This window comes from Scopulibacillus daqui, assembly GCF_016908855.1.
Lineage (GTDB): Bacteria > Bacillota > Bacilli > Bacillales > Sporolactobacillaceae > Scopulibacillus_A > Scopulibacillus_A daqui.
Map to the genome: position 1 here is coordinate 79,994 of NZ_JAFBER010000010.1, position 23,251 is coordinate 103,244.

Here is a 23,251-nt window from a genome sequence, read left to right on the forward strand (position 1 = left end):
TTAATATGAGCTTTTCTGATCATCAGGCAGCAAAGTTTTTCTATATCACTACTATATGGTTTAAAAAGAAATAATTGAGGGCGTTTTGATAAAGGCAAACGTTGATTTTTATATTGCTCATTCATTTTCGCTAATAACAGCCATTTGCCCATAAGGCATTCTTTTGGCTGCATCCTCTAACGTTTCGATAGTTTCTATATCACAGCATGTTTCTTTAGGTGTTCTCATAAATATTTTCAGAGGAATGTTTAATTAAAGAGAGGATGAAAAATCAGTGGCTTCATTCAGGGAGGCAAGTTTATTTGAGCATCGCTTTTGGCTGCAAATTCTTGGGGATCATTCAAGGTTTATTTACGGTGCTTTATCCCCAAATGAGAAAGAACACATCCAAACGGCGCAACAGTTCATGAAAACATTCGACCAATTATTAGAAGCGGCAAGATCCTCACCGTCAAACGAAGAATTGCAAATGATTACAAAACAAGCGGATAAATATGCGAAAGACATTCGAGCCTTTAAATTAGAATTGATTAAAGAGCATTTGACGAATCACCTGAAGATCCATTTGACGCCTACTTTCTTAAATCACATGGTTAACGAAGTCGAAGAATACATCAGAGTTCTCGGTTTTTTAGTCAAAGGCCAGACACCCCCATTGGTTCATGAGGTCCATCATCACCTCGTCTGGTTAATGGATGCCGCGGGACACGCCGATTCAATAAGGGTCTCTTTGGATGAAAGAGAATATTTTTTAAAAGACAAATCAGATAAGTTTAGGAGGACTTTCGAGCATTTTTATTTAAGAGCAGTTGAAATGGCCGGGTATTTAAGATCCTATGTACAAGAGTTTCCGGCACTTAGCCGATTCAACAATCAAGTTGACATAGAAATGAAAGTTTTTAAAGAATTCTTACACGAATTAGAGGAAATGGAGATGAAAGGTGAAGTTCTTGATATTATTTCTCCTCTTATGGCAGACCATATGGCGAGGGAAGAATGTTATTACTTAATTAAACTGGCTGAATCAAGGGGGCTGCCAAAACCTGATTGTGATCCTGCCAAGCCCAGGGTTACAAATTTATAAATGCAAACTTTTCATAACACCGGTTTTATTATTAATGCAAAAACGGCCGGCTGTTAAAGCTCTATTAGACAGCCGGCCGATATTCTGAGTATTAATAGTCTGTATCTGATGCCTCGCCTTTTACAATGGCAACGCCGGAACTTGCGCCAATTCGCGTTGCGCCCGCTTCGATCATTTTCTGTACATCTTGGTAGCTTCGGACGCCTCCGGATGCTTTAACGCCAACATCCGGTCCAACTGTTTTCCGCATTAAAGCGACATCGCTGGCGGTGGCGCCCCCTGTTGAAAAGCCGGTTGATGTTTTTACAAAGTCTGCACCGGCGCGGACTGCGATTTCGCAAGCGCGGACTTTTTCTTCTTCAGTCAGCAAACAGGTTTCAATGATGACTTTTGTTAGAGCTTTGCCTTGGGCAGCGTCAACAACCGCCTTAATATCTTGCTCAACGAGGTCATCTTGTTTGTCTTTTAGCGCGCCGATATTAATAACCATATCTACTTCTGTTGCGCCATTTTCAATGGCGTTTTTGGCTTCATAAGCTTTTGCCTCCGGCGTCGTAGCCCCTAAAGGAAAACCAATGACTGTACATACTTTGACTTCTGTGTCCTTCAATAATTCATAAGCGGTTTTCACCCATGCCGGATTCACGCACACTGAAGCAAACCCGTATGCTTTTGCCTCTTCGCAAAGTTTGACGATGCTTTCTTTTGTTGCATCGGCTTTTAATAATGTATGATCTATGATTTTAGCTACTTGTTGATTTGACAAGACAGTTTCCTCCTTATTTATTTTATAACATCATAAATTAATGTCGGACGCTCGACATGTCCTTCTTCTATTGTATAGGAATCGTAAATGCGCTGGATGACTTCTTCATTCTCGTCATGATTACTGTGAATCGTGGCGATCGGTTCACCCTTCTTCACTTTGTCTCCTATCTTTTTGTGAAGAACAAGACCGACGCTTAAGTCAATGGTCGATTCTTTTGTTGCCCGTCCTGCTCCGAGAATCATAGCCGCTGTTCCAATGCTGTCTGCCACAATTTCTGATACAGTCCCGTCAGCTTTCGCTTCAACATCAAGAGTGTACTTAGCAGTTGGTAATTTTTCAGGTTGATCGACCACTGAAGCATCCCCGCCTTGGGCAGCTAAGAACACTTTGAATTTTTCAAGCGCTTTTCCATTTGCAATGACTTCTTCTAACATAGCGCGAGCGGTTTCCGGAGTATCCGCTTTCCCTGCCAGGCAAACCATTTGGCTGCCAAGTGTTAAAGAAAGTTCATGAAGGTCTTTCGGCCCGTGCCCTTGTAATGTATCAATGGCCTCTTTGACTTCCAAAGCATTGCCAATCGCAAATCCAAGAGGCTGATTCATGTCAGAAATAACGGCCATTGTTTTTCTTCCAAGGCTTTTTCCGATTCCGACCATTGTTTCAGCTAATGCTTTAGCGTCTTCTAAGTTTTTCATAAAAGCGCCCGCGCCTACCTTAACATCAAGGACAATAGCATCGGCACCCGCCGCAATTTTTTTACTCATAATGGAGCTGGCAATCAATGGAATAGAGTTCACTGTAGCCGTTACATCGCGCAGCCCGTAGATCTTTTTATCTGCAGGCGTTAAGTTTCCTGATTGGCCGATAACCGCCACTTTATTTTTATTAACTAGATCATAAAATTCCTGTTGACTGATTTCAGTATGAAATCCTTTGATAGATTCTAATTTGTCGATTGTTCCGCCAGTATGTCCAAGACCCCGTCCAGACATTTTTGCGACTGGTACACCGACTGCCGCAACAAGCGGTGCAAGGACAAGCGTTGTTGTATCTCCGACTCCGCCGGTGCTGTGTTTATCAACTTTAATGCCTTCAATGGCTGATAAATCTACTTGTTCGCCGGATTTCACGATAGCCATCGTAAAGTTTGCCGTTTCGCTCGGCGTCATGCCTTGGAAAAAGACGGCCATTTGAAAAGCGGACATTTGATAGTCTGGGATGTTTCCGTTGGTATAGCCTTCAATTATAAAATTAATTTCTTCTTGGCTTAATTCTTTCCCATCACGCTTCTTCTCAATTAAGTCTACCATTCTCATCCAAAAAACACCCCTATTCCTTATTATGTAAATGTGATTTCACGGTAAGACTATTTTATTTAACACAAATATAACAAACAACTGAACAAATGTAAACAAAGCAATAATCAATTGTAAAATAACAAAAAAATAAATAGGCTAATCATAAAAGATATCTTTTGATTAGCCTAACCAATCATCGTATTTTTCTTTCAAAAGCAGCCTCATGTTTTTTCCTTATCTAACAAAAGTTTTGCGGTAAATTCATCGGTGATAAGAACATTGGCATATTGGCCCTTCAGCGCTGCATGAATGGCATTAACCTTTCCCATGCCGCCTGCCGCAAGAATAGACAGTTCTTTGTTTTTAAGCTGATCTAATTCGATGCCGATCGTTCGGTTGTTTAAGCTTTCACTGCATATATTGCCTTGTCCGTCAAAAAACCTGGAACAAATATCTCCTGCAGCGCAAGAATTAATCATTTGAAGATCTTCGTCACTCAAATATCCTAAACGAAATAAGAGTGAATCATTGACAATGCCGCCGACGGTAAATACAGCAATATTTGCGTTTTTGCCCATTTCCAGCAGCTTGTGAATATGCCGATCTGCCTCGATGGTCTGCTTGACGGCAGGGTGATCGACAATAGCAGGCAAAGGCAAGTAATAAGGCGTTGCACCAAAGGCTTTTCCAAAAAGATTGACAACCTCTGACGCATACGTTTCGATTTCTGAATGGCTGACGCCGCCCTTCAATTGGATAACCTTCACATCTTTGACAGGCTTATATTTGAGCTCCTTAGCGATATGAAAAAGCGTTGTTCCCCAAGTTACGCCGATCACATCATTATCTTTAACCGTTTCATACAAATATTCAGCTGCGCATTTTCCAATAGATGGCTTAACCGCTTGATCCTCATATTCAGAAACAGAAGCAATCAATGCTTTCTTAAGATGATATTTTTGTTCAAGTTCACGCGCCGTCGTCTCTATGCTCCGGGATGGATCAACTATTTCGATTTTCACAATGCCTTGTTCTTTAGCCTGCTGCAAAAAACGAGATACGGTCGGACGTGAAACGCCTAATTTTTTCGCGATTTCTTGTTGATTATAATCTAATTGATAGTATAATTTTGCTGCTTCGATGATCTGATTTAATTTATCTTGTCCCATATCTTCACCTTTACAATTTTGCTAATGTTTAGTTTAACATTAATTTTTGTATGACAAAAGATCGGGAAAGATGATTTGAATGCATTAGATTTTTGAATGATCCGGCGATAATGAGGCTAACGCTTGATCATACTCATTCTTGAGTTCTTGAACTAATTCGCCGGCAGGCAGGACTTGTTTTATTGTGTTAACGCCTTGGCCCGCCGACCAAATATCTTTCCAGGCTTTCGCTTCTGTCCGGTTCATTTTAGAAAAATCTACAGAGTCCTTTTTCTCTAGATGCGACGGATTAAGACCTGCTTTCTTAATGCTCGGAATAAGGTAGTTGCCGTTTACGCCGCTAAAGGCATCCGTATAGATAAGATCTTCTAGAGACGAATCGATTAACATCGTTTGGTATTCTTCACTGGCAAAGCTTTCCTTAGTGGCAATAAAACGAGTGCCCATATAAGCTAAATCGGCGCCAAGCACCTTTGCCGCGAGAATATCCCGTCCGCTGGATATACAGCCAGAAAGTATTGTAATGCCATCCCAAAACTCCTTTACAGCGCCTATGAAAGCCAGCGGATTAATGGTCCCGGCATGTCCCCCGGCGCCGTCGCAAACGAGAATTAATCCATCGACACCTGACTCAGCAGCTTTTCTGGCATGATCGAGATTACTGACATCCGAAAAGACAAGCCCGCCATATTGATGAACGATATTGATAACAGTTGTCGGTTTGCCGAGCGATGTAATAACAATTGGCGGCTGATATTTTTCAATCAGCTTCAAGTCGGCCTCGTACCTTATGTTGGTTCGGTGCACAACCAGATTAACCGCCCAAGGCGCAATGCGCTTACCGGGATTTTCTAAACGCGATTTTTCGAGCTCTTCATTTATATGGTTCATCCAGTCATCCAAAATATCTGTTGTCCGTGCATTGAGAAGCGGAAAGGAACCAATGATACCAGCTTTGCAGCTTTCGATAACCAGATCAGGACTCGATACGAGAAACATCGGAGCCGCTATCACGGGCAGCACCATTTGGCCGGTTACTTGTTTGGGTAATTTTTTAAGCATTTTTTTCATCCTTTCACAAAAAGTTAATATGTCATGTTTGAATATCCGAATGTTTTACCGCTTAATGAAAACTAACCGGTTAGTATTTTATTTATAAATATTATAACACTATTCACATAATGGTTAATAGTAAAATAATTGAATTCCCAATAACTGTACAAGAAAAGCTATTCGCTGTATTTTTTAATAGTTATCATAATGATTTTATGGTAAACTAAAAGCTATTTTATACCGTCATTCATTCGGTTAATAACTTCTAAAAGACTTATGTTTCTTAAGAGCGAAAACCTTTTTCTTTCTGATGTGCCTTAGCGTATTTTTGCGCTTTTTACTGCAAGCTTAGCCTTGGTTTTTCTGGGAACCTTGTTAATATAGACTCTATAGAGACTGCTGCCCTGCCTTCCCCTATTGCGTCTTTAAAGAATTATTTTCTATTGAAAATTTGGAACATAGTTTTCTTAGAACATTATAAAATGAAAATGTTCACTGCAACTCTGCCTTTGTTCGTTCATATTAAAGAGCCGTTTTCTTTAAACGGCTCTGAGAAACGTTAATCGATTTAAGAAGTCATTAACTAACAGGTGTCTTATCATTCAAATTCCTTAATATTTTCATCTTCCGCTGACAGAATGGTCGGCAATGTTATATCAACTGTTGTCCCTTTTTGCAGCACGCTTTTTATTTTCATTGTACCGCGATGGCTTTGGATAATCTTTTGACAGATCATCAACCCCAGTCCTGTGCCCTTTTCTTTGGTGCTGTAAAAAGGCTCGCCAATCTTCTCTAAGCGTTCTTGCGGAATGCCTACGCCTTCGTCGATAATGCGGATTAAAATGCGGTCTTCCCTTATAAAGCGCTGCTTGATATAAATCTTCTTTCCTTTATTCTCCATTGCTTCTAAAGCATTTTTTATAATATTTATAAAGACTTGTTTGAGCTGATCGGGCTCGCATTCAATTTCTAAAAATTCCACTTCATAGTCAGTGACAATTTCGATATTTTTCATAATGGCCTGGGCATTTAATAAAGTGATCGTCCGATTCAACAGATAGATAATATCTGTTTTTTCCGTCTGAGTCACTTGCGGTTTGGCTAAAACAAGCAAGTCGCTTACAATATTTTCGATGTTGTCAAGTTCTTGCAGAATCACACGAATATAGCGATTTTCCGTTGAGCTTTCTAACAGCTGAGTAAATCCTTTAATAGCAGTCAGCGGATTACGAATTTCATGAGCAATGCCTGCAGCCAGCTGTCCGACGACTGTTAGTTTTTCCGCCTGCTGCAGCAATTCATCTGCTTTTTTTCTCTTGGTAATATCCCGCATAACCACTTGCAGCGTATGGCTGCTCTTATAGTTTGTCGGAATAAATTTCACTTCAACTTGACGCGTTTCGCGGTCAGTTCTTAAGATGGAAAGGTCGCGAACTTCAATCGGCTCATTTGTCTCTTTAATAATAGATAATGTTTCGGTTAGCCGCTCATGGTCGTCTTTATGGGCATAATCAAATAGAGATTTGCCGATCACTTCGCCTGGTCTCGTTACCCCGAACAGCCGCTTTGCTCCATTGTTAATATAAATCCAATGACCATCGAAAGTCATAATGCCAATCGTATCTTGAGAGTGTTCGACTAATAGACGGTACTTCTTCTCACTGTCCTGTATTTCTTCTTCTGCCAGCTTTAATTTAGAAATGTTTCTAGTTATGCAAAAAAACTCGTTTCTCTTTTTCTCATCTTGGTAAAAGGTTGATTCAACCCATATGTAATCACCTTCTTTGCACCTCAGACGATATGACAGTTTTTCTCCTTTAAGCAATCTGTTCATTGTTAAGCAATCTTCTATATATATGCGGTCATTGGGGTGAATAAAATAAAAAATCGTTTTACCGTGCAATTCATAGGGCTCCCAGCCGAATAAATTTTTGGATGCAGCTGAAGCATATACAAATTCCCCGTTATAACCGTCATCACTTAATTTATGTTTAGAAAGCATATCAGAAAAATACTTTGACAAGGCAAGGAAGTTTTCTGCCTCCTTATCTAAATACCCTGAATACTCGGGTTTTGAGTCTTTATGAATCGTCATGATCAAATCCTCCATCATTAAAGCTTGAAAAGTGTCGTGAATAAGCCTGAGGCCATAAATGAAAAAATGTAATTATATAAAGACTTTTCCAAACTTATGTTAACATAAGAGTTGTCATTATGCTTAATAAAAAGGAGCAGGATAGATATGAATGAAAGGTCAAAACAATTCTTAATGGATTTATTAGCAACTCCCTCACCATCCAGCCAAGAAGTTGAAATCCAAAAAAAATGGCTGAATTATGTTAAAGATTTTGCGGAACGAATTGAAACAGATACTTGCGGCAACGTTATTGGCTCGGTTAATCCGGATGCTGATTTTAAAATTCTTTTAGCCGGGCATTGCGATGAAATAGGATTGGTTATTAATCGGATTGATGACCAGGGCTTTTTGTATTTTGACAAGATGGGCGGTATTAGTCCCAAAGTTGCAGTTGGCATGAAGGTCCATGTCTTAGGCTATAAGAAAAAGCTAACAGGCGTTATCGGCGTCAATGCAGAGCATCATGGCGGTGTAAAAGAAGACTTGGAGTTTGAGGATCTTTACATAGATTGCGGAGCAAAAAATAAGGAAGAAATCGCTCAGTATGTGCAAATTGGCGATCTTGCCGTATACAGCCGCCAACCTGAACGGCTTTTTAATAACAGGTTAAGCGGCAGAGGACTTGATAACCGGACAGGCGCATTCATTGTTGCTGAAGTCCTTCGGCGCTGTTCAGAAAAACATCCAAACGTCGGTGTTTATGCCGCGAGTACTGTCAATGAGGAAACCAATATGGGCGGCGCCTATTTTGCTGCAGCCGGTATAAAACCGACAATGGCGATTGCTTGCGATGTGACTTTTGCCACTGATTATCCAGGCGTTAACACAAAAAAATACGGTGATGTACGCCTTGACGGCGGTCCTGTTCTTGCAAAAGGCGCACCTATTAATTATAAAATCAATCAGCTTTTGGAAAATGCTGCGAAGCGTCTCAATATACCTTTGCAATATGAACTGACGCCGCGTAAAACAGGCACCGATGCAGACAGGATGCGTTTAACAGGAGTTGGTGTGCCGATTAGTCTTGTGTCTCTCCCTCTGAGATATATGCACTCTCCTGTGGAAACAGTCAGCTTAAATGATATTGAATTAGAAATCGAACTGCTTGTCGAAATGATTGTCAGTCTCACTGGCAATGAAAGTTTAAAGCCTCTTGACCTTTAAAAAAACCGCCGATTGGCGAGTTAAAAGATTTTTAGTATAATTTACAGCGAAAATGCCTTATAAGAATAGTTTAAAAAAGGAGTATTATACGTGACAGAACGAAATAAACAAACACAAGGACTAACACTTTTAGGCAATAAAAAAACCGAATATATATTTGAATATGACCCGAACCTATTGGAGTCATTTGAAAATGTTAATACTCATCGAGATTACTTTGTAAAGTTCAACTTCCCGGAATTTACAAGTTTATGTCCAATTACCAACCAACCCGATTTTGCCACCTTACACATTAGCTATGTTCCTGACAAATTAATGGTTGAGAGTAAGTCGCTAAAACTTTATTTATTCAGTTTTAGGAACCATGGTGATTTTCATGAAGACTGTATTAACAAAATCGCCGATGATCTCATCAAACTGATGGATCCAAAATATCTTGAAGTTTGGGGGAAATTCACACCGCGCGGCGGCATTAGCATTGACCCTTATGTGAACTATGGAAAAAAGGGTACAAAATGGGAAGAAGTCGCTTTTAACCGATTGGCCAATCACGACATGTATCCTGAAAAAATTGATAACCGTTAATGAAAACTTGCTGATTGGACCTCTTAGCAAGCTTTATGCTTTCTCCCCTGCCTAACTGCGTCCGAACGGGTCTTAAGTTGGCCAGGCATACTTTCTGATAAATAACGAAAAGGCATTTGCCAGTCCGCTTTGGCGAATGCCTTTTCATATAGCGCTAACGATAAGAAATGGCTTGTTTTCCCATTTGTTCCCATCCTTTGATAAACTTTTCGCGGTCTTCCTTTCGATTTTTTTCATTTTCCAGAGGATCATTAAAATAGACAAAGCGATCGTCATATCCGGTTAGCACAACAGCGTGTTCTTTATATGTAATTTGCAGCGATCCTTCGGGTGTTTGCCATGTTTCCCAGTATTCTTGCGGCAAATAATCAAACCAAGTATTATTAATGACCCAAACCGGCTTGCCTTCATCCAATTGATTTAAAACACTTCGAAATTCCTGTCCCGTCAAGTCAACGACCCTATCTTTTAAATATTGCCGAGCCAAATCGGCTACAGGTTTGTGATATACGCCTAAGCCGGGTGTCTCGAAGCTGTACATATCCCCTACAAAACCTGTATTCGGATGTCCAAAATAGACTTGATTATCGTTCTTTTCATACGGAGTAGGGTCCCTTTTAATGTCTTTTGCCAATTTCATTTTATCAGCTTGAATGCCTGCATGCCGAAGAACCATAGCTAGGCTTGTTACTTCGCACCCTCGGGGCAGTTCAGGCATTTGCGAAATTAACGGGACATCAATCAGGTCTTTCTTTTCCTTCTCATGCATAGAATTGACTCCTTTGTGCATTTAATTTCATAAAAAACGAAACCTGGCCGACAAAATCTAGTCATTCAGCAACTGTTTCAGTTCAAGGCTGTTTTGCTGGATGATGGATTGGTATTGTTTTTGATAGACATTGGCGGAATGCAGAGCTAAAGAGGCCTGCTTCATCAATTTCTTATAATTTGACATAGCTTCATTAATTTCCTTCGAGTATAAAAGAATTTTTTGTTGATCAATACATTGTTCATCCAGATTGAATGTCTTATCGAATGGACGGATGGGTTCAAATATATGCGGTTCCATGCCGTCGACAATGGCCACTTTTTCACTTGAAAGATAAAGCATATCGGGATCGTTTGAAAACAGCGGGCAATGATATCGGATAATATGCTGATTCAATCTAAGTATTTTATTTTCAAGCACCTTAAGACAATAAGAAGTTCCTGTTCTATAATTGCCTTTTAAAATAATTTTTTGTTTAATGTCTCTAAATGGGAGCATCCGATGCACGCCGTTCTGAGATCGGAAATAACAAGATTGAACATCGCTTTCGTTTGATTCTTTATCATGAAGGAGCGGACTGATCCACTGGAACAGATCATCAATAAAACTTTGCATTTGATTTTGGTCTACAGCTTCATCATAAATCGAGTAAATATGATTTAAAGTATTTTTTGCTTTTAAAAACGCATTTCTTGCTTGAATAAGCTTTTTATCCTTCTCTTCGGAAAGAAAATCAATTTGTTTATATTGACTTTCTGTTTTTAAATTCGAAAAGTTGACATATTCGATTTGTTTAAAGTGATGGTTTATTTTTTTGAAAATCGGTTCAACAACAATTCCTGTTTTCTTTTCTATATGAAAGAGCCCGTCAATTGTTTCCGAATCAATCGGATTAATTAATAGAATCAATTGATCATTTTTTTGATGGAAGCATTGATGAGATATTAACGCTTTTGGACAAAGTGCATCCTGTTTCACTACCAGAAGATATTCAGTTGCATTTAATAAATAGTTAGGAATAAGTACCTGTTCAGGCGCGCAAATACTTTGGGGAAAAATCTCATGATGAAATAACATGATGCCCCTTGCCCTCCTCTAGTCTCTCTTTCATGGATACTATATGCGGCTGGGGGGCGTTTTGTCATTGATGCTTTTTAAAAGTTAACGCAGGACACAAGGTGGCTTGTTCATACCGTTTTGTTTATTTAATTAACCACCCGCCGTCTGCCAATACATCTGTTCCTGTCATATATGAAGCCTCAGATGAAGCGAGGAAAGCGATGATATTTGCGATTTCTTCCGGCTTCCCTACCCGACGCAATGCCGTATGCTGTTTGACAGCATCAACAAAACGCTGGTTTTCAAGGCTTTTTTCCGTTAATGGGGTGTCAATAAACCCCGGGGAAACAGAATTTACATGTATGCCATATGGGGGATAATTCCAGCGCCAATGCTTTTGTGAAATTAATGACCCCAGCTTTAGAAGCGCTGTAATGCGGTATACGTGCACCTGCCTTATATCCTGAAAGGGAAGCAATATTCACTATTGATCTATAAGCTTTTTCATTTTCGGGTTTCTTTTCAGACGCTTTTATCATGATTTTACCCAGCGTTTTTGAAACAAGAAAGATACTCTTCAAGTTCGTTTCTTGTACTTGATCCCATTCTTCTGCTGTTAATTTTATGATTGAAGATTCAGAGGATGTCCCAGCCCCGTTAACCAAAACATGAAGATCGCCGATTCCGCTTCCCGCTCCAGTAACCACTGACACCGTTTGAGAAAATCTCTCCATGAAGGCCATCTCCTTTTTAATATTTATATCATTCTCAATTTTAACACATTAATTAAACTTGGCGCGGCATTAAAAAAGGCTGCCGATAATCTCGACAGCCTTAATCATTGTATGAAGTCTTTAAGCACTGATTTCTTGTTTTGCTTCAGAGTCATATATTTTAGTATCTAATTCTTTCGTCACTTTGCTTGTTAATATGCCAGATACCATGCTTCCGCTGACATTCAATGCCGTGCGTCCCATGTCAATCAATGGTTCTACGGAAATCAATAGACCAACGATAGCAATAGGAAGATTCATTGTAGATAGAACAATAAGCGCCGCAAATGTTGCACCTCCGCCAACACCGGCAACACCAAAAGAACTGATGGCGACAACGACAATCAGCATCAATATAAATGAAGGGCTTAGCGGATTAATGCCAGCCGCTGGTGCGACCATAATTGCAAGCATAGCAGGATAAATGCCGGCACAGCCGTTTTGCCCCATAATTACGCCGAAAGATCCTGCAAAGTTAGCAATGCCTTCTGGAACACCAAGCTCTGTTGTTTGTGCTTTAATATTGAGCGGCAGGGATCCGGCGCTCGAACGCGATGTAAATGCAAAAGTTAAAACAGGTATCACTTTCTTTACATACTTTACCGGACTTAAACCTGAAATCGAAATGAGCAGCAAGTGGATAAGAAACATAACAATTAATGCAACATAGGAAGCAATAACAAACTTGCCAAGTTTCCAGATCGCACTTAAATCACTTGTTGCACCTACTTTTGTAATCAATGCCAGGACCCCAAATGGCGTCAAGCGTAAAATAAGGGTAACAACCCTCATCACGATGGCATATAAGGCATCGACTATTTTTGAAAATAACTCGGCATGTTCCGGTTCTTTTCTTTTTACCCCGAGGAAAGCAATACCTAAAATGGCGGAAAAGATAACAACCGCAATTGTTGAAGTCGGCCGTGCCCCTGTTAATTCCATGAATGGATTTCCAGGAAGCAGCTCTAAGATTTTTTGCGGCAATGTCGTATTTTTAACATCGCCAAGTTTGCCTTGAACTTGTTGGATTTGTGCTGTTTCCGCACTGCCTTGGTGAATATTAATGCCTTGTAAATGGAATAACAATGACGAACCGATGCCGATTGCAGCGGCAACCGCAGTCGTTCCGATTAAGAATACAATAATTAATCCGCCGATTTTCCCTACGCTTTCAGAGAATTTTAATCTTGTAAAGGAAGCGAGTATTGAAATAAATACTAAAGGCATGACAACCATTTGTAACAGTTTGACATAACCTACACCAGCAATATCAAACCAGCTGACAGACTCTTGGATAATCTTCGATGACGCGCCATACGAAAATTGCAAAATAAGGCCAAAGATTAAGCCTATTCCTAACGCCGTAAAGACGCGTTTAGAAAAGGAAACATGCTTTTTTTGCATATAGACTAATACTGAAATAAACAAAAGCATGATAACAATATTTAAAATAACAAAAAACGTTGACAAACTGACCCCTCCCTTAATCCTTTTTAAAATATAAGTCAACTAATCCCATTAGTCAAGTAGGAATTATAAGTGTAATGAATAGCTATTTAATAAATTTATACTATTCGTTAACGATATTCAAGCGATTCAACTTAAATTAAAGAGCCATCACAGGCTCTTTAAAAAGCAGGTAATTGATCAAGGTTATTCGACGGATCGCCATCCGCATTTGACCTTAAATGTTCTTCCCCGTCTCGTCCTCTGAAAACATTGACGCCTTCAACTTCTCCATTCTTGGCCATTTGCTGTGCCTGCTTGTAGTCGACAACTTTTCCGGAAGATGTTTTTAATTCAATAATGTCGCCGTCGCTGTTTTTTCTCACAGCTACAAATTTCTCCACTTTATCACACTCCTTTATTTTTATCATTGGCAAAACCTTAACGGATATACAAAAAGGAACAAATAGGCTTCAACAGCCATACGGCATTTTTAATGCCCTTCTCTTTTTATAAGAACGATTGTGTAAACATGACTTTTGTTAAACAAGAAGCCTATTCCTCTTTTATTTTTTAGGAATCGGTTTTATCGTAAGTTATGTCACTAGCCATAAAAAATTTCATCTTCCTTGTAGATTAATAACTATTTCTTTTATTATTCGAACTTTTAAACATATACCGGATACCTTTACCTGCCAGTAACTCATCTTCATATCTGGGTAAAACATGTATAAGTTGCATTCCATTCATCAAGCGTTAATTCAAATACGGTTGCTCTATGTTTCTTTGGGACAATTAATCCTGAACCTTCAAGCCGACTGCCTTTGATTTGAGCTTGTTTTAACTGTAAAAACATACAATATTCATTACTAAGAATCATTCCTTGCTCCGGTTCCATTTCTAAATTGCAAAAAACACAATCATTTACCATAAAAGTACTCCTTTACTCGTAAGGCTAATGTAAAAATGACGATCTTATACAACTAAATTTTCCTTGTTTATTAAGGGAATCAGTTTTCGTTATTTTGTGCCTTATGAAGGATTTGTTGAGTTTAAATTAGTGCCAGGAGGGCTGAAAAAAAACCACCAAAATTCCATTTGATGGGGTTCATATAAGCAGTGGTCAATATAGCTTTTTTTATTATCTAAATTTCCTCTGGTCAGTTAATGGGTTCCATTAAGATAGGTAAGTATTTTTATCTTACACCTACAGAAGACATTATAAGGAACTATGGCGTACTGAAACGAATTTTATTTCGGTTTTGTCATTCTAATAAATTCTTAGTTAGCTGTTCTATTTTGAATTTATATAAAACACAAGGTTGTCAGTCCATTCCCCAAACTCAAATATAAATCCTTTTCTGATGCATTCAAACGCCATTCCTACACTCTCTGCCAATTTAATCGAAGGTGTATTATCAATATTTATATGAGCCTCGATACGATGGAATTTAAGGTCATTAAAGGCAATATCTAGAGCGCCCTTTACCGCCTCTTTGCCGTATCCCTTTCGCCAGAATTGGTTATGCAGCCTATAACCTATTAATCCCCATTGGAACTCGCCCCTCATGATTGTAGAAAATTCAACTTTGCCAATATGCTTATGATCCAGCTTCCGGAAGATCCCAAATACGTATGCCTCATCATTTTTAGACAATTCTTGATGTTTTTTTTACAACATCATGAAATGTCTCTCGAGTCCATTTGCTCGTATCTATCTTGTTATCATCATATTTGTGCTTTGATGGTAATTTGTTATTAAACCCTTCCAACCATTGTCTATAATCATTTTCCTGCAACGGTCTTATTATTAATCTTTCTGTTTCCAAAACATAGTCAAATTTTTCTTCTTCCGAAATCAATGTGACATCTCCTTTGCACAGAAATTTTTCTAAAAACATAGCCTTCAACGTCGTTTTGTTTATGTGCCATAAGACATCACATCCTTATTCGAAATAGTATAAATATTATATCATACCATATGAATTTTTTGTCATTCTTATAAGAATACATTATGTTAACTATTTTTCTAACAACGGTACAAAACTGAATTTAACTTTGCTTAATGCTCATTAAGCACCCTTTTTTGGCCTTTTAATTTTGGTCAATTTCTCAAACAAAAAATAAGATTTTGACAGTCAATCTATCTTCCGTTTTTATGAATGAGACATAACGATGTTTTATTTAAACATGAAGTGCCCTTTCAAACCTGCCGACTGTTCTTTTCCTTTGTCGGCCAAAGTATGTATGAAAAAGAGATCAAACCGTCTAAAATCAGGACAATCCCCCATATTATTTTTATACTCTGTCACAGGATGATTTTCACTTCCATTCCCCTACTGCTTTTTATTTTAATAATATTCCTATTGAAGATTTGGAACATAGTTTAAGACGAACAAAGGAACACTTAACTTACCTGCTTTAATTTTCTTAATCGATGTATCCGACCGCAAATACTTCCTTTTGATCGTCCCATCATTTCAGCGATTTCTTTTATGGTGTACTGATGAATATAAAATAGTTGCCATAACCGGTCATCTTCCTTACTTGTCCAATGTCGCTGTCTTTTACTAGGCCGATTTTTAAAGTCAATGCGCCTTTGTTCATCTACCCATTTTGGTTCTGGCACAAGAATATTTTTAGGTATCTTACGAAAGTCAATGAGGTTCTTATTCTTTTCGGCCCACTCCCAAAAGGCTTCTACCTTAATCATGTGAATTGGCGTATAATCATTGTTCTTCTTCTCGAAGGCAGCCCTTTTGATTTAATCCAATTATAAATCGTACTTTTATCAACACCTATATAATTGGCCAATTCACCCGCGGTTAAATCACCGAATTGGCTTTTGCGCTAATATTCCAAGCCTTGCTAATCTTTCTTTTACAGCTGTTTCTGTTCGACCTATTTTACTGCTGTATTATAAAGCGGGACATTACCGTACCTGCTCAGTATGTATTCATCTTCTTCTTTGGTCCATAACCTACTCAATTCACTTCATCCCTTAACGAATCAAATGATTAATAAAATATAAAGAGCAATTATGTGACAAAATAAAAAAGACGACCCCTCAAGGTCATCTGAAATACATACTAAATATTTTAAATGTCTTCTTCCCATGCTTCTTTTCCATTCGATAATCTATCATATAAAAAATCATAAAAATTGTTAGCTATAACGATTCCAATACCTCCCATTTGATCCCATGAAACGACTGGGCACTCAGCGTTTTGCATTTGACTAGTATCTAAACAGTACATATATTCTCCACAATCCTCTATAATAACTAAGTCTTTATCTAAGTCCACATCTCTATATTCTTTGGTGACTTTTACCACACTAGCCTGATTTATCTGTTTCACTCCTACTAGTCCTACACCTAAGATATCAACACCATATAAACCGCCACTTCCATAATTCAATAAAAACCATTTATAGCTTTCTGGTAAAGTTACTTTCAGCTCATTTTCTAGGTTCTTTACTGTGTTTTCATCAACACCGTCAGTAAAATCACCTGCATCTATGTCTTTATTGTCTTTTATTATTTTTATTATTTTTTCTTTACTCATCTTTTTAGTCCTTTTTAAAGCTATAGAACTGTTTCAAGTGCATCAGTCAACATAGAATCAAAACTGTCAAATGTTTGCATTAAAGTCCCTGACGGTTTATCAAGCTCTACATATACACCTTTTTCTGTGTCATAACAATACAACGCTACATCAGAATCACCAAAAAACACATATCGTTTTTGCCATTCATTTTCATACCAAATCTCATTAGTCTCAATGAACCCATTAATCTCTTCATCTACATCTTTATCGAGTAAAGACTTATCAACACCGTAAATCACTAATCCATTAAAATCTAATCCGTTTACTATTTTAAGAAATTCAGTATATGAATCAGGTAATACAATGGTTCCAAATTTCTGTTGAATATTTTGATTCATTTTTATAATTTCTGAATCTGATGCTGGATGTCTAAGGGAACTTTCAAATTCTTCTTCAATTTTTTCTATTTCTTTCAACAAGTCTTTCCATTTAGACATGATTACTCTCCCCTTCTTTTAAACGGTTTAAGTGGGTAAATATCACTCTTAATCATTGGCCAATTTATTGTCTTGCTTTGTTTAGGAGCTAATTCTTTTGTTAAAGCTATTTGTTCGTTAGTAATCGCTTTATGATATGGGTCATTTTTAATCAATACCAAATTAGAAAACTCATTTGTACCACCATCATCTAATGGTAAATTGTGGTGTACTTGCCACCCTTCAGGATTAAGACCTTTTTTCATTCTAGCAATATCATTTTCATCTAAACCAGCTTTTTTAAGGGTATCAATCCTTTTAGGATCATTGGCAAATTCTTTAAGAAAATTTTTCTTAATAGAGCTATTAAATTTCTTTCTAAGTTGAACAACTTCTTCTGGATGTCTCTTCGTATAAACAATTTCTTCTGTTTTTATTCCTTTAAAATGAATTTTTTCTCCTTTTAATTTACCAATAAAATAATCATCTTTTGCTTCTTTAACAGGATTACCCTTATTACTGTTCCGAACAACCCCTGCTTCTCTATCAACAATCTTCATAATGTTATCTTTAGCACTACCAGCTACATCTCTAACAGTTAAATCCATCTTCCCTATACCCGCATATTCAGGTTGTAAACCTTGCGGAAGGCGGATGTCACCTATTTTTTTAACAATCTTGTTTGTTAGGCTGAGAGATTGGTTTTTAACTGCTCGATAGCTGTTAACAAAGGTTCTTTTAATGACATCGGGGTTAAGGACATTTCTCATCCCTTTTACGAGTTTTTCAGTTTTCTTACTGTTCTCTAAAAGCTTTATCCCTTTAGTTCCATACTTAATACCAAGTCCTATATCTTTAATTTCAGGAGTAAAGATTAATGTTGATGCTAAAAGGTCGTCTCCAAGTCCTATTTTCTCACCCGTTACAGGATCATAATCGTCATGTGTTCGCTCCATGTCATGAATAGGCAAAATTTCAGCTATAACATTCCAAGCTTGTTCTAATGATGTTGCATCAGCTTGGCGATATTCTGCCGCAGTTTTCATTAAAAAATCTTGGGATTGATCTAGAAGTGACATATAATGTTCAATGTGATTGATGAATTCCTGAAGAAGAGTGCTTGCATAACTTCCTTCTAAGTCAGATACCTCAGCTAGAAGGGATGAAAAACTCCATTTAAGTTTATCTAATGGTTCGCCGCACATTAATCTTACATCACTGGCTTTATCAGCAAGTTCTTCTAAACGGTCTGGATCTACTTTAATTTGTCCCATGACATAAACCTATAGAGGCGATATTAAAATATTGTGCGGCATTTTTCTTATTGATGTCTTTAATTCTATTATGTATAACAAAATCAGATGGATAAGAATAAAAATGCGATCTTTCACGAACCAAACTTATTAAATGGTTCATTGGTATCGCTCCTCTCCTTAAAGTTCCTTCTTATCCAATTGTAGCAAATTCTTACCATTGAAGATGAAATATAATTAAATCAGTACTTTTATCCTGGATCATACATTGATTCTAAAGTCTCAAAAAGAATAAAAGTGCCATAAACAATAAGAGCCACCTCATTCGTGACTCTTGATATACTGATCAATCATTTCCTTCGATAAGTTTGTAGACGTTGATAAGCCCATTGCCAAACATATCATCAAAGCCTCTTTCTCCAAGATCAACAGACCTCTCACGAATCATTTCCATGATAACGTCAGGCGTTAGTTTGATTTTGGATTGGCTCGCAGACGCAATAAGTAATGCAATCACCCCTGAAACAATTGGCGTAGCCATAGAAGTACCAGAGAGTTTGGCATAGCGGCCGACAGGATAAGTGCTGTAAATATCAACCCCGGGCGCTGTTACATCAAGCTCATGGCCAAAGTTTGAGAACCCGGCGCGCTCTAGTTTTTGGTCAACAGCACCAACAGAAACGACCTCATCATAAACTGCTGGCCAACCAAGATGTGTATTTTCATTACCGCTTGCTGAGACTATCACAATATCTGCATCATGGGCTCGCTTAATGGCCTTCTTGGTCCGAGTAGATAAAGGCATCTTTATGTAGAGTAACTTTTTTTGTTAATTAATTTTTGGTTCGTACTTGTTGCGATGTCTAGAGTGATACGATCAGAAACAGGAAAGCAAGGATTTCATTAGTGGATGCATCTTTTACGGTTGACAAATAAGCCATACAATTACCGTTATATGGAAAATATGTTGTGTCTGTTAATAACACTTTTCCTGGAATACCTTTCTTAAATGCCCTGTTTAACTTATTTAGAACGACCTGATGCTCTTTCGATGCTTTAGCGATCCTTTTATAAGGATTTGCTTTCTATGAGGGCAGACAATACCATACTTCCTCATGATTCTTTGTATCTTTTTACGACTAAAGATTACTTTCATCACTTGGCACATCTTCTTCACTCGGTAGTTGAAGCGATTCTTATAAATGAATGAGAAAATTACCGATGGTCTTTCGCGAAGAAGTGCATAGCCTTTTTTAATATGGCATTTTCCTCCTCTAGATCACGAATGCGTTTTTCATAGGCTTTACGTTGTTGATCTTCTGGCAATTGTGGTAAAGATTTAGTAATAAATTCTTGTTCATATTTCTTTTTCCAATTATGAATTGTATTTGGACTAATATCTAATTCCCTAGCTGTTTGTGCAACTGATTTGTTTTGATCGATCATCATTTGCACGGTGCTTTTCTTAAATTCTTCATCAAATTTTTTTCTCATTGTAGACACCTCATTATTATTAGTTACTATTATAATCTGTGTCTACTTTTGAGTCTAACATCAGGTAGCTATAATATCCAGAACGGGAGACCTTTAAAAGATCACAAAAATACTTAGTCATTCGCTTATCTTGAAATTCAAGTATATAAAAAATACCTATAGGTAAAACGCTCTTTTTCAAGTGTCCTAACTACAGGTACCATATTATTTTTGAACTCTCTTTTTACCCCCTATTCCTATAGACAGAGATTTTTTATTTATTAGAGAAGTTTTATCAATGGATGAAAAAAAACTTTAAACTAAAATCACTCAAAAAATTATCTTAATATTTTAATTTTACCTATATTTTTTAATTAGGATATATTAAAATATTGTAAAATCTATTAAAGTAAGGAAGAAAGTTAAATGGGGAAGATAATTAAACCAATCATTATCTTTGCTTTACTTTTTAATCTAGTATTTATAGTGCACCCACCAAAATCACATGCTACTAGCTACAAAACAGGTGACATTTTTATTACAAAGTCAACCAGCTCAAAAGGATTAACAGGACACACAGGGATTGCGATTAGTTCAAAAACAATTCTTCATACCTCTGGACGAAAAGGAGAACCTTACCCAAAAACTATTTCAATTAAAGACTGGAACAGAAGACATCCCAAAACAAAGGTAATTAGACCAAAATCATCATCTCTAGGATCAAATGCAGCGAGCAAGGCAAAAAAATACTTTTATAAAAAGAAAATTCCATATGCTATAACAACAAATCCTAAAAATATTAAAAAAACATATTGTAGTGAATTAGTTTGGTATTCTTACTATAAAGCAGGAAAAAACTTATAAAACATTCAATATGGGGTCACAAATATTAACTTGGGAAATACCATCAATAATTAAACCTTATGATTTTATTGACTCTATGGCTGTAAAGCATAACGGATTCAAATTTATAGATAACAAATGGTAAAAAAAGGACATACACCCCTTTTTAATTAACTACATGTTCTTTTCCATTCAGAATATAAGATTCTAATAATACTTTATTCTTTTTAGTATCTTTATAGTAATAGTACTTTCTCTTATCACCTCTAATTTTCACATATACAATATACTTTTTATCACCACTTAAATTTTCTATTGAAGGTTCTAAAGCTAAAATATCCTTTTCTTTAACATGCTTTTCGTTTATTAAATACTCTTTTACGTCGTTTTTTACAGCATTCTTCTTGTAATTTAAATAACCGGAAACCCCAATTACGACGACCAATAAAACCAAAATGACAACCCCAAATTTTTTAATCACAAAATGCCCCCCTTTTCAAAAAATTACCATTCTTCATTATCGCTAATTCCGAAATGTTCTAGGGCATTATTCAACAGCAGTTGGTATCTTTTCATTAATTGATAGTCTGTTTTCAATGTCAAATTCATGAATACTGTTGATATAATATTTTTTATTTACGTTAATGTTCCCTGACATATTACTTGTCATCTATTCCATACTAAACACTATTTTACAGTCGGACCATAATGATCTCGAATGGCTTTGTTAGGTCAACCTACACATCGATCAAGCTCAACCCAAGCTGCTTTTTATAGCGATTAGCTTCTTTTTCGCCAAATTCTGTTAGAGAATAAATCACAACCTCTTGAAAATCCACGGCTCCCCTTTGATTCTTTTTTTCTCATTGTACAATACCTTCTCTTGTTAATTTGTATAGGAACTTATACATTTCAGAATGTGTAAGAGAGTTGATCGCCCGGTTCTTAGCAGGCAACGGAAGGGGCCGGGGCCCCACCGATGAATGCTTAGAATCGATTGCCCGTATTACACTACGAAGTAGAATGAGCCACAAAGGCTGGATTTTTAGCCATTCTGCGCCAAAACACAAACACGGGCATAAGGAAAGTCAAATGGCGGACAAAAGCTGGATATTTTAAATAATCAAGAGTTAAGATAGGTATTTGTCTAACTTTTGGGGGGTAATCCAAATAGTAACCTTTATTCGTCATCGTCATCAAACATTAAACTATCCATATCTTCTCTATCTTTTGCAACACCTTCTATAGTCTCAATTAAATTTCTTACCATATCAAGTGTAATGACATCCCCGTCTTCGTCTTCATAAATTTTTATATTTGCTCCTAATAAAATTAATTCCTCGGCAGACCTCACTAATGATTTAAGTTCGTCTGCATCATAATAATCACTTTCAATTACAGGTTTCCCCAAACTGATATTTTGTTTTATTTCACTTATAGACTTAGATGTCTTTTTTCGTAATAAAGGAATATATTTATTAATATCAGCGTCATTAAAAACCACTAAATTAATTGTGTCCAAATCTATCATTCCCTTCATAATTAAAATTCTTCTATATCATCCTTAATTGGTTTTCCTGGCAAACTATTTTTATAATTGCCTCCATGCCATCCGTATAAATGTTCCTTATGCGTTAAAGGATATATAATCTCTCCTTTATTTGCTAAATGAGGATATTTTGCGGCACTATATGTATGATGCCCTTGTAGAGTTTTTCCATTAAATTTAGGTCTCTTTTTATTTAAAATATCCTTTATTTGTTTTTCAGACCAGTTCCTTGTCGGTTTTTCTCCATTTTTAATTCTTTTTCTTTCTTGTTTCCAGAACTGTATTACACCTTTATCTCTTCTTCTTGCAAATTTTTTATTCCATATGTAAGATTTATATTCCTCTTTTGTTATTGTTCTATTTTTAATTTTTAATTTTAATTCATTCATCTTCTTAGCACTTATTTGTTTATAAGAAATCGGGTGTTCTTTTAAGTCAAAATTTTTTGCTCTTTCTGCTATGATATCCTCTGCCTTAATAGTGTTTACTTCGCTAATTTGTTCGTTACTCTTTATACTTATTGTTATGCTGCCATCTTTCTTACTAACAGCTTTCATCATATTATCCTTAGTGTTGTTTATCACATCTCTCACAGTCGTGTCTATCTTCCCTATTCCCGCAAATTCCGGTTGTAAAACCTGCGGAATCCGGATGTCGCCTGCTTTTTTGACAATCTTATTTGTCAGGCTGAGAGATTGGTTTCTGACAGCTTGATAGCTGTTGCGAAAGGCGTTTTTGATGAGATCGGGGTTAAGGACATTTTTGACCCCTTTAACAAGCTTGGCGCCTTCTTCACTCATCTT

Annotated in this window: 21 protein-coding genes and 6 pseudogenes; 4 read left to right on the top strand and 23 right to left on the bottom strand. The window is 37.1% G+C overall.

Going from position 1 to position 23,251, the window contains the following annotated elements:
• The first annotated feature begins 274 nt into the window (after positions 1-274).
• The gene (locus JOD45_RS09045; protein WP_205003567.1) at positions 275-1,084 is read left to right on the top strand and encodes a DUF2935 domain-containing protein; all 810 of its coding nucleotides are present in this window, start codon (positions 275-277) and stop codon (positions 1,082-1,084) included.
• A gap of 91 nt (positions 1,085-1,175) precedes the next feature.
• On the opposite strand, the gene deoC is transcribed toward JOD45_RS09045, so the two are convergent.
• The 5 genes from deoC to JOD45_RS09070 form a co-directional block, all read right to left on the bottom strand.
• Complete coding sequence (gene deoC / locus JOD45_RS09050; RefSeq protein ID WP_205003568.1) at positions 1,176-1,850, bottom strand: deoxyribose-phosphate aldolase; 675 nt, start codon at positions 1,848-1,850, stop codon at positions 1,176-1,178.
• Positions 1,851-1,867: 17 nt separating this feature from the next.
• Positions 1,868-3,169: a pyrimidine-nucleoside phosphorylase gene (locus tag JOD45_RS09055; protein ID WP_205003569.1), complete on the bottom strand. Its 1,302-nt coding sequence runs from the start codon at positions 3,167-3,169 to the stop codon at positions 1,868-1,870.
• 203 nt (positions 3,170-3,372) lie between these two features.
• Complete coding sequence (locus JOD45_RS09060) at positions 3,373-4,320, bottom strand: sugar-binding transcriptional regulator (protein WP_205003570.1); 948 nt, start codon at positions 4,318-4,320, stop codon at positions 3,373-3,375.
• Between the two features lie 84 nt (positions 4,321-4,404).
• On the bottom strand, positions 4,405-5,382 hold the full coding sequence (locus tag JOD45_RS09065) for an NAD(P)H-dependent flavin oxidoreductase (RefSeq protein ID WP_205003571.1): 978 nt from the start codon (positions 5,380-5,382) through the stop codon (positions 4,405-4,407).
• Between the two features lie 589 nt (positions 5,383-5,971).
• The gene (locus JOD45_RS09070; protein ID WP_205003572.1) at positions 5,972-7,468 is read right to left on the bottom strand and encodes a PAS domain-containing sensor histidine kinase; all 1,497 of its coding nucleotides are present in this window, start codon (positions 7,466-7,468) and stop codon (positions 5,972-5,974) included.
• A 147-nt stretch (positions 7,469-7,615) separates the two neighbouring features.
• Here JOD45_RS09070 and JOD45_RS09075 point away from each other — a divergent pair, with 147 nt between their 5' ends.
• On the top strand, positions 7,616-8,674 hold the full coding sequence (locus JOD45_RS09075) for a M20/M25/M40 family metallo-hydrolase (RefSeq protein WP_205003574.1): 1,059 nt from the start codon (positions 7,616-7,618) through the stop codon (positions 8,672-8,674).
• Between the two features lie 90 nt (positions 8,675-8,764).
• Positions 8,765-9,259: a preQ(1) synthase gene (gene queF / locus JOD45_RS09080; protein ID WP_205003575.1), complete on the top strand. Its 495-nt coding sequence runs from the start codon at positions 8,765-8,767 to the stop codon at positions 9,257-9,259.
• A gap of 154 nt (positions 9,260-9,413) precedes the next feature.
• Here the strand turns inward: queF and JOD45_RS09085 are convergent, their stop codons facing one another.
• The 15 genes and pseudogenes from JOD45_RS09085 to JOD45_RS09150 form a co-directional block, all read right to left on the bottom strand.
• Entirely contained in the window at positions 9,414-10,028 is a 615-nt protein-coding gene (locus tag JOD45_RS09085) for a C39 family peptidase (protein ID WP_239549177.1), read from the bottom strand.
• 57 nt (positions 10,029-10,085) lie between these two features.
• Positions 10,086-11,105, bottom strand: a complete 1,020-nt coding sequence (locus tag JOD45_RS09090) for a hypothetical protein (RefSeq protein WP_205003577.1) — start codon at positions 11,103-11,105, stop codon at positions 10,086-10,088.
• 124 nt (positions 11,106-11,229) lie between these two features.
• Positions 11,230-11,767 (bottom strand): annotated as a pseudogene (locus tag JOD45_RS16965) (SDR family NAD(P)-dependent oxidoreductase); the annotation flags it as partial.
• A 174-nt stretch (positions 11,768-11,941) separates the two neighbouring features.
• Positions 11,942-13,294 (bottom strand): L-cystine transporter, encoded by a 1,353-nt coding sequence (locus tag JOD45_RS09100; protein ID WP_205003592.1) that lies wholly within the window; start codon positions 13,292-13,294, stop codon positions 11,942-11,944.
• A gap of 194 nt (positions 13,295-13,488) precedes the next feature.
• A complete protein-coding gene (locus JOD45_RS09105) occupies positions 13,489-13,710 on the bottom strand; it encodes a DUF3892 domain-containing protein (protein WP_380897009.1) in 222 nt (73 codons plus the stop codon).
• A gap of 232 nt (positions 13,711-13,942) precedes the next feature.
• Positions 13,943-14,237: pseudogene (locus JOD45_RS09110) on the bottom strand (HIT family protein).
• 363 nt (positions 14,238-14,600) lie between these two features.
• Positions 14,601-15,207 (bottom strand): annotated as a pseudogene (locus JOD45_RS09115) (GNAT family N-acetyltransferase).
• 506 nt (positions 15,208-15,713) lie between these two features.
• Entirely contained in the window at positions 15,714-16,019 is a 306-nt protein-coding gene (locus JOD45_RS09120; protein WP_205003579.1) for a sigma-70 family RNA polymerase sigma factor, read from the bottom strand.
• Positions 16,016-16,123: pseudogene (locus JOD45_RS16970) on the bottom strand (helix-turn-helix domain-containing protein); the annotation flags it as partial. The gene JOD45_RS09120 and the pseudogene JOD45_RS16970, both read right to left, overlap by 4 nt.
• A 281-nt stretch (positions 16,124-16,404) precedes the next feature.
• The gene (locus tag JOD45_RS09130) at positions 16,405-16,872 is read right to left on the bottom strand and encodes an SMI1/KNR4 family protein (protein ID WP_205003581.1); all 468 of its coding nucleotides are present in this window, start codon (positions 16,870-16,872) and stop codon (positions 16,405-16,407) included.
• A gap of 20 nt (positions 16,873-16,892) precedes the next feature.
• On the bottom strand, positions 16,893-17,351 hold the full coding sequence (locus JOD45_RS09135) for a YrhA family protein (RefSeq protein ID WP_205003582.1): 459 nt from the start codon (positions 17,349-17,351) through the stop codon (positions 16,893-16,895).
• 2 nt (positions 17,352-17,353) lie between these two features.
• Positions 17,354-18,604, bottom strand: a complete 1,251-nt coding sequence (locus JOD45_RS09140; protein WP_205003583.1) for an HNH endonuclease — start codon at positions 18,602-18,604, stop codon at positions 17,354-17,356.
• Positions 18,605-18,929: 325 nt separating this feature from the next.
• The gene (locus JOD45_RS09145) at positions 18,930-19,388 is read right to left on the bottom strand and encodes a S8 family serine peptidase (protein WP_205003584.1); all 459 of its coding nucleotides are present in this window, start codon (positions 19,386-19,388) and stop codon (positions 18,930-18,932) included.
• Positions 19,389-19,545: 157 nt separating this feature from the next.
• A pseudogene (locus JOD45_RS17030) lies at positions 19,546-19,718 on the bottom strand (IS3 family transposase); the annotation flags it as partial.
• A gap of 80 nt (positions 19,719-19,798) precedes the next feature.
• A complete protein-coding gene (locus JOD45_RS09150; protein ID WP_205003585.1) occupies positions 19,799-20,077 on the bottom strand; it encodes a transposase in 279 nt (92 codons plus the stop codon).
• Positions 20,078-20,482: 405 nt separating this feature from the next.
• Between JOD45_RS09150 and JOD45_RS09155 the strand changes: the two genes are divergently transcribed.
• Positions 20,483-20,920, top strand: a complete 438-nt coding sequence (locus tag JOD45_RS09155) for a hypothetical protein (RefSeq protein ID WP_205003586.1) — start codon at positions 20,483-20,485, stop codon at positions 20,918-20,920.
• A 145-nt stretch (positions 20,921-21,065) separates the two neighbouring features.
• Here the strand turns inward: JOD45_RS09155 and JOD45_RS09160 are convergent, their stop codons facing one another.
• From JOD45_RS09160 to JOD45_RS09170, 3 genes and pseudogenes are all read right to left on the bottom strand, one after another.
• Positions 21,066-21,380: a hypothetical protein gene (locus tag JOD45_RS09160; protein ID WP_338056060.1), complete on the bottom strand. Its 315-nt coding sequence runs from the start codon at positions 21,378-21,380 to the stop codon at positions 21,066-21,068.
• Between the two features lie 699 nt (positions 21,381-22,079).
• Positions 22,080-22,439 carry a hypothetical protein gene (locus JOD45_RS09165; RefSeq protein ID WP_239549180.1) on the bottom strand — a complete coding sequence of 120 codons (360 nt, stop codon included), beginning with the start codon at positions 22,437-22,439 and terminating at the stop codon, positions 22,080-22,082.
• A gap of 2 nt (positions 22,440-22,441) precedes the next feature.
• Positions 22,442-23,251 (bottom strand): annotated as a pseudogene (locus JOD45_RS09170) (pre-toxin TG domain-containing protein); the annotation flags it as partial.

Coding starts and splice junctions, on each gene's coding strand:
- JOD45_RS09130 (WP_205003581.1), bottom strand. CDS start 16,872: ATGAGTAAAGAAAAAATAATAAAAATAATAAAAGACAATAAAGACATA.
- JOD45_RS09090 (WP_205003577.1), bottom strand. CDS start 11,105: ATGTTATTTCATCATGAGATTTTTCCCCAAAGTATTTGCGCGCCTGAA.
- JOD45_RS09085 (WP_239549177.1), bottom strand. CDS start 10,028: ATGCATGAGAAGGAAAAGAAAGACCTGATTGATGTCCCGTTAATTTCG.
- JOD45_RS09165 (WP_239549180.1), bottom strand. CDS start 22,439: ATGAAGGGAATGATAGATTTGGACACAATTAATTTAGTGGTTTTTAAT.
- JOD45_RS09145 (WP_205003584.1), bottom strand. CDS start 19,388: ATGCCTTTATCTACTCGGACCAAGAAGGCCATTAAGCGAGCCCATGAT.
- JOD45_RS09150 (WP_205003585.1), bottom strand. CDS start 20,077: ATGAGAAAAAAATTTGATGAAGAATTTAAGAAAAGCACCGTGCAAATG.
- JOD45_RS09070 (WP_205003572.1), bottom strand. CDS start 7,468: ATGACGATTCATAAAGACTCAAAACCCGAGTATTCAGGGTATTTAGAT.
- JOD45_RS09055 (WP_205003569.1), bottom strand. CDS start 3,169: ATGAGAATGGTAGACTTAATTGAGAAGAAGCGTGATGGGAAAGAATTA.
- JOD45_RS09075 (WP_205003574.1), top strand. CDS start 7,616: ATGAATGAAAGGTCAAAACAATTCTTAATGGATTTATTAGCAACTCCC.
- JOD45_RS09155 (WP_205003586.1), top strand. CDS start 20,483: ATGGGGAAGATAATTAAACCAATCATTATCTTTGCTTTACTTTTTAAT.
- JOD45_RS09065 (WP_205003571.1), bottom strand. CDS start 5,382: ATGCTTAAAAAATTACCCAAACAAGTAACCGGCCAAATGGTGCTGCCC.
- JOD45_RS09060 (WP_205003570.1), bottom strand. CDS start 4,320: ATGGGACAAGATAAATTAAATCAGATCATCGAAGCAGCAAAATTATAC.
- JOD45_RS09120 (WP_205003579.1), bottom strand. CDS start 16,019: ATGATTAAGGTAGAAGCCTTTTGGGAGTGGGCCGAAAAGAATAAGAAC.
- JOD45_RS09140 (WP_205003583.1), bottom strand. CDS start 18,604: ATGGGACAAATTAAAGTAGATCCAGACCGTTTAGAAGAACTTGCTGAT.
- JOD45_RS09100 (WP_205003592.1), bottom strand. CDS start 13,294: ATGCTTTTGTTTATTTCAGTATTAGTCTATATGCAAAAAAAGCATGTT.
- JOD45_RS09135 (WP_205003582.1), bottom strand. CDS start 17,351: ATGTCTAAATGGAAAGACTTGTTGAAAGAAATAGAAAAAATTGAAGAA.